The 2,360-nt window shown below is 53.3% G+C and carries 3 protein-coding genes; all 3 read left to right on the forward strand.

The window, feature by feature from the left end:
• The first annotated feature begins 51 nt into the window (after positions 1-51).
• Positions 52-1,230, forward strand: coding sequence for a glycosyltransferase family 4 protein (locus tag NZM04_01075; protein MCS7062636.1), 1,179 nt, complete (start codon positions 52-54; stop codon positions 1,228-1,230).
• Positions 1,223-2,104, forward strand: a complete 882-nt coding sequence (locus tag NZM04_01080) for a glycosyltransferase (protein MCS7062637.1) — start codon at positions 1,223-1,225, stop codon at positions 2,102-2,104. Before NZM04_01075 ends, NZM04_01080 begins: the two co-directional genes overlap by 8 nt.
• 74 nt (positions 2,105-2,178) lie before the next feature.
• Positions 2,179-2,360: glycosyltransferase (locus tag NZM04_01085; GenBank protein ID MCS7062638.1), on the forward strand; the 182-nt coding region annotated here is incomplete at its 3' end.

Below are 2,360 nucleotides of genomic sequence, written 5' to 3' on the forward strand. Positions count from 1 at the left end.
TACGGCTTGCCCTCAATTGTCGAGGTGTTGGCGCACCGGTAGTCCTCTCGTTTGAAAATCCTCATTTTTTTGCCCATGCTCACCGAGGGAGGAGCGGAGCATCAGGGTTTCTTGCTCGCTCGCTACCTGAAAGACCGCGGCCATGCCGTCGAAGTTTGGGGTTTCGCCAATCGAAGGGGCTTAGGCAGCTTGGTTCCCAAACTGAAACGCTGGGGTTTGGAATATCAGGAAATCCGGTGGCAACTGAGGGGGCGTCGTCTTTTCGCCCGACCCGCAACCAATCTAATGTCTTGGATCGGCCATGCGCTTATGCAGATCCAATACTACTCGCTTCCGAAACACCTCGCGAAGAGGAAATTTGATGTCGTTATCCCTTTCACATTTTGGCCCTCTCTCATCGCGTCGGCTTACTATTCCAAGTGGTCTGCGGGGATTTGCGTATGGAATCACCGAGGTGGATACGATGACGGGAAAATCTCTTACAACCGAGCGTTCGTGCGCGGTGTGTTACGCCACAAACCACTTTTTGTGGCAAACTCTCTCATCGGGGCGCGCTTTCTACGAGACAAGTTTAACCTCAAACCTGATGAAGTATTCATAATACGAAACTGCTTCATCCCCGAAGGCGCATTGATACAAAACAAATCGACTCGTTTTCCTCTCGACCTTGACCTATCGCTGGTTCACGTAGCGAACTTCTTCCCCCAAAAGGATTACGAAACGATTTTGGAGGCACTGCGGCTGTTAAAAGAACGCCAGATCCCTTTTCGTATGCATTTTTTTGGCGGATTTCTCTCAGCCGAGGACGAGCAGCAATTCCTTGCCCGAGTTCGGCACCTCCAACTCTCCTCACACGTGTCATATCACGGCGCGAGATCGCACGATGAAATCCTTGAATTCTTAAACTCGGCCGACGTTGGACTCCTCTCCTCCTCAAACGAGGGCCAACCCAATGCTCTTATGGAGTACATGTATGCGGGCCTGCCGATTATCGCAACCCGCATCCCGGGAATACAAGAGGTGGCAGGGTCCATAAACGAGCCGTGGCTTTTTGACCCTAGGGATTCGGTGGGGCTCGCCGTGCGGATCGAATCGCTATTCGCTAACCCCGAACTTCGCGCGAGCCTAGGCCGCCAAAACCGCGACCGCATCCTTAGGCATTTTGGCCCGGATCAAACCCTTCGCCAATGGGAGCAACTTGTCCTATCCCGCTTGACGAACCATGCGTGAATCATGGCGTGCCACTCAGCCCGACCGTGTGAGGCGAGTTCGCGAAGTTTGTCGTTGGGCGATCCACTTCCCCGTGACGCAGTGTCGATTGTGGCAGATGCGAAGCCAACTGCGCAAGTCCTCCCCACCTCTCGCTAAATCGGTAGGTCTGGCCGTGATCACCTATAACCGCTTAGACTTCCTGAAAAATTGCACTCGAAGTTTAGACCGTCATCAATGGGGCCATGCAGACGTTCGCGTTGTGGTTGATGACTCGAGCGATCAAAGCGGATACGAAACGTTTTTACGCGACTGTGCCCAACGCGGAATCCATGTGATCCGCTTGCCCTGCAACCAAGGAGTCGCCGCAGCGAAAAACGCAGCATTACGGCACCTGCTCGAGCGCAAGTGCCAGTATTTGTTTTTGATGGAGGATGACATGCTTCTAATTTCCAGCCTCGCGCTCAGATACTACATCGACTGGGCTCATCGTTTCCAAATACATCACTTGAACTTTGGTTTGCATGGTCGAAAAAATCGTTGGCGGGAGATGCTCATACGGCACGCAAACGATTGGCTACTGTGCTACCCTGCGCTTGTTGGTGCCTTCAGCTTTTACACCGCCCGCGCCGTCAATGAAGTGGGTTATCTAGATGAGCGATTCCGAAACGCGCTTGAACATGTAGAGCACACGTATCGCATCGCCAAGGCAGGACTCACCACGCCATTCTGGTGCTTTGCGGATCATCCCTTGAATACGGATTTGTTGCGCGAGCAACCTGGATCTCTCACACACAGCGTAATCCGTAACGCCGACTGGTCGCAACACCTCCAGGAAGCGAGAGAATATTGGATCGCAAAGCACGGTGGCTGGCTGCCCGAACGCCCGTACTAAATGCAATGGCCAGCGTATCAGTCGTCATCGTGAGCTACAAATGTCGCGCCGCACTGGCCCGATGCTTAAAGGGTTTGCCCCCTTGGCGAACAGTCTTAGTGGACAACGGCTCGAACGACGGCACCACCGAGATGGTTTCAAGCGAGTTTCCTCATGTCACCATCATCGAAAACAAATTGAACAGAGGATTCGCTGCGGCCTGCAATCAGGGCATCGCGGTCACAACTGAGCCGCACGTCTTGTTACTCAATCCCGA

Source organism: Candidatus Methylacidiphilales bacterium (genome assembly GCA_025056655.1).
Taxonomy (GTDB): domain Bacteria; phylum Verrucomicrobiota; class Verrucomicrobiia; order Methylacidiphilales; family JANWVL01; genus JANWVL01.